Annotated in this window: 4 protein-coding genes and 3 pseudogenes; 3 read left to right on the top strand and 4 right to left on the bottom strand. The window is 58.5% G+C overall.

Annotated elements, in window-relative coordinates; all coding sequences use genetic code 11:
- Window positions 1-221 precede the first annotated feature (221 nt).
- From M3436_17975 to M3436_17965, 3 genes are all read left to right on the top strand, one after another.
- Entirely contained in the window at window positions 222-998 is a 777-nt protein-coding gene (locus tag M3436_17975; protein MDQ3565899.1) for an alpha/beta fold hydrolase, read from the top strand.
- Window positions 986-1645: a DUF2459 domain-containing protein gene (locus M3436_17970; protein ID MDQ3565898.1), complete on the top strand. Its 660-nt coding sequence runs from the start codon at window positions 986-988 to the stop codon at window positions 1643-1645. Before M3436_17975 ends, M3436_17970 begins: the two co-directional genes overlap by 13 nt.
- 176 nt (window positions 1646-1821) lie before the next feature.
- Complete coding sequence (locus tag M3436_17965; protein ID MDQ3565897.1) at window positions 1822-2313, top strand: metal-dependent hydrolase; 492 nt, start codon at window positions 1822-1824, stop codon at window positions 2311-2313.
- 1355 nt (window positions 2314-3668) lie between these two features.
- On the opposite strand, the gene M3436_17960 is transcribed toward M3436_17965, so the two are convergent.
- The 4 genes and pseudogenes from M3436_17960 to M3436_17945 form a co-directional block, all read right to left on the bottom strand.
- Window positions 3669-5018, bottom strand: a complete 1350-nt coding sequence (locus tag M3436_17960) for an amidohydrolase family protein (protein ID MDQ3565896.1) — start codon at window positions 5016-5018, stop codon at window positions 3669-3671.
- A 60-nt stretch (window positions 5019-5078) separates the two neighbouring features.
- Window positions 5079-5808 (bottom strand): annotated as a pseudogene (locus tag M3436_17955) (glutathione S-transferase).
- 120 nt (window positions 5809-5928) lie between these two features.
- A pseudogene (locus M3436_17950) lies at window positions 5929-7185 on the bottom strand (acyl-CoA dehydrogenase family protein).
- A pseudogene (locus M3436_17945) lies at window positions 7184-7426 on the bottom strand (phosphoenolpyruvate-protein phosphotransferase PtsP). Before M3436_17945 ends, M3436_17950 begins: the two co-directional pseudogenes overlap by 2 nt.
- Between the last annotated feature and the right edge of the window lie 74 nt (window positions 7427-7500).

Raw genomic sequence — 7500 nt, 5'->3', positions numbered from 1 at the left:
TCCAAAGGTCTCAAAAGTTTAACGAGGATGCCAGCCGCCAGCCCTGCGAGTGCGGCGGCCGCTACCAGAGGGAAGCTATATTCTTGCGACTGGGTTAAGGTTATTGCAATGTTGACGAGTCAGGGTGAGAAGTGAACTCCATATTGAGGATTACCACGAAGTCTCGCCGCTGGGTTATGGTGCTACTCGTGGCAGCGATCACAGCAGCAGAAGTAAGCGCTATGGAATCCATCGAGAAAACTGAAGATGTGGAAAGGAGCGTCTGTGGTTTCCTACGCGAGCCCTTCGCCTTCTGGTCGTTTCAGCTGACGGCTGGAGCGCCCGATGCGAAGCGCATGCGCACAATACCCAGGATCAAGCGCTTGTCTTTCACAACCCGCGATGGCCGAAGCTTAGGCGGTTACAAGCTGCGCGCGGCGGCGCCTTGGGGCTACCTCCTGATCGCCCAGGGGAATGCCATGCTAGCGGACCAAATCATCGGTGACTTGCAATTCTTCCGGGATTTTGGCCTGGACGTTTACATTTATGACTACCGTGGCTATGGACTATCGGAGGGCAAAAGCCGACTCAAGGCGCTCATTTCTGATTACCAAGAGATCATTAGGGCATTGAACACCCAGGATTACCGCCGTCGCTTTTTGTATGGCATTTCGATGGGCGGCATTATCCTCCTGGATGCAGTCGGAATCACCGATGAGTATGACGCCGCGGTCATCGATTCTACCCCAAGCCGGATCTCCTCTTTAGGGTGCCCGGAGGAATACGATCCGATCAACCACTTACCCATCGATGCCTCAGGGATAAAGATCGTGATCGGCCTGCGCGATCGAGTGGTCCCCGCCGCAGAGATAGAAGAGATGGCGAGGGAGGCACAAAGCCGTGGGGCAGCGGTGTCGAAACATCCTGAGTTTGCCCATCCGTTCCAAGATTTCAGCTTTGAGACGCACCGCCGCCGGTTTCACGAGGTGGCGGATTTTCTCACACGATGGCGGCCCTGAAGACAGGGTTACCGCTGTTCGTCGTCATCGCCCTCGGTGTTGCTTGTGCGGCACCGGTTAGGAAAGAAGCTTATTTATTTTCCCAAGACGGACCGACGACCCCGGTCTATTTGGTCAGCAACCGTTGGCATGCCGGCGTTGTGATCAAGATCTCCGACATCCCGGGCGACCTGGTGCCGGAAAGTCACGATTTTCCCGAGGCCGACTACCTAGAGTTCGGCTGGGGCGACTGGGATTTCTATCAGGCGCCGAGATTTAACTTGGGCTACGCGATCAAAGCCCTGTTATTTCCGACCCAGAGCGTATTGCATGTCGTTGGTTTCAGCGGACCGGTCGTAAATCATGCGCCCTATCGGGAGATCATCCAATTCCGTCCTTCGTCGCGCAATTTTGAGCGCTTGGCGGGCTATATCGATGAGAGTTTTTCGAGACTGGGCACGGGAGCGGCGTCGCCATTAGGCCGAGGGCTTTATGGCAACAGCCGGTTCTACCCGGCGCGGGGGAAATTTCATCTGTTCAACACGTGTAATACCTGGGCAGCCCGTGCCCTAGGGGTTGCGGGTTATTCGATAACCCCCGCCGTCATGGTGGATACGCTGGTGTCAGAGGCGCGCCAGTTCGGCGATGCAATTCAAGCGGGGCGCTGAGGCGTCCTGCAAGCGGTTGGGAACCTCTCTGTGGCGAATTATTAAATCAGCCCGGTATGGAGGTCTCAGACGGCTCGCTTTCCGTATATTATGGGTCAAGTCGCTATGTAACAATTGATGTACGTACTTCCGTGTGCTCCGCATTCTCTCATGCTGTCGTCCCTGTCGCCCTTAGCGTGCTCTTCCCCGAGGACGGCATTTCTTGGAAACTGGTGCTCCTCGGAGCAATATGCGCGGTGATCCCGGACCTTGACGTCATAGGCTTTACGTTCGGGGTCCGCTACGGCGCCGTGTGGGGCCATCGGGGGCTTACGCACTCGATTGTGTTTGCCGGCCTCCTCGCTGCCGTAACCACGGCGTTCTGGGTCCAAGGTGTGCCAGGCCTCCACTTTTCTGTATTCCTATTCCTTTTCTTGTCCACGTTGTCGCATCCGATCCTCGATGCCTGCACCGACGGTGGGCTCGGGGTGGCATTCTTCGCGCCCTTCCGAGTCAAGCGTTACTTCTTTCCCAAACGCCCGATCGCCGTCCCGCCGATCGGGATCGCGGCATTTTTTTCGGCGAGGGGCTGGCAGGTCATGAAGAGCGAGTTTCGCTGGATCTGGCTGCCGGCTATGGTCCTGATTGCACTCGGGCACGTGCTTAAGGCGGGACCTTCGGGTCTATGATAGTCGTCAAGCCAGGCGTCGAGCTCGATCCGGAGGTCGTGCGCTAGGCCGTACTGCTCTTTCCGACCCTTCTGTGGGAGCAGATTAAAAAAGCCCGCATAGAACGAGGACTGACTCAAAGCAACGCTCTTGCCTTTTTACAAGTACCGGTGCCAACGCTGTCAGTGTGGGAGGACAGGGAAGATGAATCCTCCCATCAAGTACTGTGCTTACCAGCGTGCTCGCTCGCGGATCGGTTATGGCTCCTCCGAATGCACCGCGGTCTTACACTTGAAGAGCTTGCCGAGGTGCTCGGGCTTGATCCTGGGTCCTTGTCTTCTTGGGAGACGGGAGAGAGGCGACCGGACAAGCGGTCACGAGCGGTTATTGAACGATTTATCGGGGCCGCTAATGGCCATGCCAGTGACGGTAGCGGCTCGTGTTGCCGCTAAAACCTACCGCGACACGGTGGTTTAGTTCGCCCGATTTGAATCGAGCCTCGGCCAACAATGAGGCAGAGTCGTCTTACCTGAGAGGATAAGACGACTCCCTCTGCGCTCATGAGGTTCGAATAAAATAGAAGAGCGCCCCGAGCGCGAGCACGATGCAAACTACCGGGGCCAGGGCTAGAATTTCTGTAAACATGTTTCTTCCCTCCTACCGGAGGCTACGACAAAGGGAGGATATTAAACCGCCGCTTCACTGCCACGAAACGCGTCTTATGTGGATCATTCTAATTGTATGCCGAGAATCATCATTATCAACCATCGTTAGCACAAATTTTAACTGAATTGTTTTTAAGTGGCGGCTTGTGAACCTGTTATTGCCTTCCGGGCCGGAAGCTCCCGTGTTTTTAACGATCAATCATAACTTTATGCGAGACTTCAACATTCTGATCGCCCACATGGTGAGCGTGGCGATCATCATTTGATTTTATTTACCGGCGCAGCACCTGCGTCATCTCCAAGGAGTCAGGAGATCGCCACACCGCTCATCATAGGCTGTCTCCTCGCCGAGTGTCTTCTCGGGGTAGGAGTTCTACCCGGTGTGCTACGCCACCGCTCAATTCGCGGGGCGTGTGCTGTGCCCTACGTTTCGTACGTCATCCGACGCATGCGAGCCTGGCCGCCGGACCGCCTCACGGGGGTCCTACGACATACAGCCAATCGACGCTCGCTCCTCCTGCCGGAACAATCAACGCGAACGGGGGCATTGTGCCGTCCGACGATGAGGAGCGGAGAGATGACTATAGAAATGAGGCAGGAAGCGCCCCACGCGGTCCGTCGACCGTTTTTCGCCGTCGACGATCCGTCTTCTACCCCAAGCAAACTGATTTTTTTAACTACCCCGATTCACCGATCGATCACTAGGCACAGTCAGCGCTTATCGAGGATCGCTTCGGGGTCAAAAACCCGGCCGCCTTTGACCACGGAATGGATGCGTCGGAGGTTACGGATATCGGCAAGCGGGTCAGCCTCGAGGACTAATAGATCTGCGAGCTTACCGGGTTCTAGGGTGCCGAGCTCCGCGGCACGCCCCATGACGCGAGCCCCTCCGAGGGTGGCAGCCGTAAGGATCTCAGCCGGGGGGAGACCGGCCTCGGCCATGAGCTCCAGTTCCCGATGTAAACGCACACCGTGCAAGGTGCCGATATTGCCCGCATCGCTGCCCGCCGCGATGTGGATCCCGTTTGCGTGCAGGCGTTTTAGGTTCCAAAACATGTACTCCGGACCGGGCCAATGCGTGAGCCACTGCGACCAGCGTTTCCATGGAGGCAGAGCTTCCAGATCGTCGAGTGTCGCCAGCACTTCGGGATCTCCGACCCGCCGCTCGAATTCCGTAAGTTCGACCTTTTCTTGCAATACTTCTCGATATCCTTCGTTCAGCGCCAGGGTGGTTACGTAAAGCACAGCGCGCTTTTTTAAGAGTTGGATGAAGTGGCCATCGACGCGCCGGTCTCGAACGCTGTGGACCAGAATATCCGCCCCCGCTTCGACCGCCGCGCGCGCCACTTCAAGCTCTGTGGCATGCACCGCGATCCGCAGGCCTTGGGCGTGGCTTTCTTCGATGGCTGCCGCGACCCAGTCGATCTGCATGAAGAGCGGTAAGCCCCAAGCGGGGATAAACCAAATCTTAATGAGATCGGGCCGCCGATAGATCTGACGCCGCACGGCAGAGCGTGCTTCCTCCGGCGATTTGACCTGAGCGATCGGTGGGTCGCCGCTCTTCAGCGCTGAGGGCAGGGTGGTCGAAATCAGCGGCCCGGCCATCGCGACCCGCGGGGCCTGCATACGCCGGCGCGCTAGCTCTCGCACCTCAAAGGTCCAATTCGGTCCGCCCATGTCCACCACCGAGGTCACGCCGCTTGCGAGGTAGTGCGCCAAGGTGGCGGGAAGTCGCTCGCGGATCCCAGCGATCTCCTCTGCATACGGCCGGACCGCGCGGAGATCGATCACATCGGGTCGCGTGTAGAGACCTCCCGACTGGAAGAAATGGACATGGGCGTCGATCAATCCGGGCACAATCCACTTCCCACCGACATCGAAGACTCTTGCGTCTTTCGGTATTGCGAGCTCTGACCTGTTCCCGACCGCGCTGATATGTTCGTTTTCGATCAACACCGTAGTATCGGGACGAGAGGCTCCACCTGTCCCATCGATGAGGGTCGCTCCTACGAACGCCTGGTAGCGGTGCAGGGAGTCGGCCTGCGCGAGCCCGAGCGACATCAAGCACAGCGCCCCGCATAGAAGGATCGTATTCGTCGTGGCTTTCCTCTTCAGTCCGTCCTACGTATCTAGCTCCGGATAATGCCGAAAGATGTCGTCTTGATTGAACGGGATACGCCGCTCGGACGCCAGATAGGCGGTGATGTTCGGGCGCGCCGCGACCTTATCGCGCAGCGCCACCAAGCCGGGATGTTTCGGTTCCAATCTCTTCATCGTCTTTGGGAAGGCGTAACGCAGGCCGGCGATGAGCTGGAAGATTGACAGATCGACGTAGGAAAAGTTGCGACCGAGCATATACCCTCTGCCCTTCGGATTGTCGGCGAGCACCTGCTCGAAATAATGAAGGAACTTGGGCGCGCGTTCCGCCGTAAAATATCCGGCGCGACGCCGCGCCTCGCGCTTCTGCTGGTGATAGTACAGGCTGCCTGCGATCGGATGATGCACGTCATGGATCTCCGCTACAAAGTCGGCGATCGTCAGCTGCAGTTGATGCGCCCAGAGCCGGCCGGCCTCGGCCTTCGGAACCAGGCCGAGCCGCGGCCCCAGATACAGCAGGATGTTGGCGGCCTGGGCAATCACCCGATCGCCGGTCTTGAGAAACGGCGGCGCGAACGGCAGATGGCCGATACCAGTGCCCTCAAGAAAGCGCATCATCGCCGGGAGGCCCGCCCTTGCCGCGCCCCGAAAGACGCGTCACATCCATGTAATCGGCACCCGCCTCCTCGAGCGCGAGCCGCACGTATTCGCCACGGCCTTGTATGCCGGGCCAATAATAGAGCTCATAGCGCATACCAAGGTCCTCCTGCATTAAGCATTGGTAGCGGTTCCAAGCTCACTATCTCAGCACGGCTATGCGAGACTTTCGCTGGGCTGCCTTCCGCGCTCGGGAAAGCGAGCATGGCACTCACCGCTACCCTACCTGGGGTCGCGCGCGCTCGATGAGCGCCTCGAAATCGGTTCCTCCCGGTAAAGTTCCAAAGGAGTTCCGGTGATCGTCACCGAGGCGCGCGGTGCAAAAAGCATCCGCGACCACGGAGGGGGCATGTTGCAGTAGTAGCGCGCCTTGTAACGCGAGTGCGAGTGCCTCCACCAGGCGCCGAGCGCGCGTCTCCGCTTGACTCGTATCACGGGTCTCGGTTTCGAGCCGGGTTACGAAACGATCGAATTGCTGATGGACTCCCGTCGCGGTACCAATTTCCGCGAAGAATATCGAAATCGAATCCGGATCTTTGTGCATCGCGCGCAGCACATCGAGACACTGAACATTACCGGCACCTTCCCAGAGTGAATTCAGCGGCCCGTCGCGATAGAGGCGCGACAACGGGGACTCTTCTACATAGCCGTTACCGCCGATACATTCGAGCGACTCGGCGACCACGGCGACCGCGCGTTTTGTGATCCAGTATTTGGCCACGGCCGTGGCGATGCGCGTAAACTTGGCCTGCTCTACACTGTTTTCGGATTCATCAAAACCGCGCGCCAAACGCAATACGAACGCCGTCGAAGCCTCGGACTCTAAGCAAAGATCCGCGAGCACATTCCTCATCAACGGTTGATCGAGTAGGCGCCGCCCGAAAGCGTGACGGTACGCTGCGTGATGGGTGGCTTCGGCGACGGCTCGCCGCATGGTAGCCGCCGATCCGCAGGCACAATCGAGACGGGTATGCCGAACCATGTCCATGATGGTCGCAATCCCACGGCCCTCCTCCCCAAGAAGGCGTGCCCAGGCATGGCGGAACTCGACTTCCGCCGAGGCATTGGAACGATTCCCGAGCTTATCCTTAAGACGGATGAGATGGAAAGAATTCCGGGTACCGTCTGGCTTCCAGCGCGGCAGGAGAAAACAGGAAAGACCGCCTTTCGCCTGCGCTAAGACTAGAAACGCGTCCGACATGGGCGCGGAGCAAAACCATTTGTGCCCGATAAGTGCGTACTCGCCGCCCGGGCCGCCAGCGCCAAGTGGCTGTGCGCGGGTGGTGTTGGCCCGTAGATCGCTACCACCTTGGCGCTCGGTCATCGCCATGCCAAAGAGGGCGCCGCGCTTCCGCGGTGCCGGCAGACAGCGCGGGTCATAGTCGATCGATAAAACCCGAGGCTCCCACTCCGCCGCCAGCTCAGGCTGCACGCGTAACGCTGGAATCACGGCAAAGGCCATCGTGATCGGGCAGCTCGCCGCAGACGCTCACGGGTTTAGCATAACGTCGGGCGACCGTGACCACCGCGCGCAGCACCCACAGCACCGCAGGGTGCAGGCTATCGTAAAGCCTCGCCACATTCGGGTTGTTTCTGTCCACGGCAAGCAGATATTGCGTGAGATCATTGGTGCCAATAGAGAAGAAATCAACGTGCCGGGCGAATCCCCGAACTTGATAGATCGCCGATGGCACCTCGATCATCATGCCCACCGGCGCTTCTTCGTTTCGACATCGTGGACTCCTCCTTCCCAAAAGATGCAGATCTGCGCCCCCTTAGCGTCGACACC

The sequence above is a fragment of the Pseudomonadota bacterium genome (assembly GCA_030859565.1).
Classification (GTDB): domain Bacteria; phylum Pseudomonadota; class Gammaproteobacteria; order JACCXJ01; family JACCXJ01; genus USCg-Taylor.
Note: the sequence above shows the minus strand (reverse complement) of the source record. Positions and strands in the feature narration are given on the sequence as shown.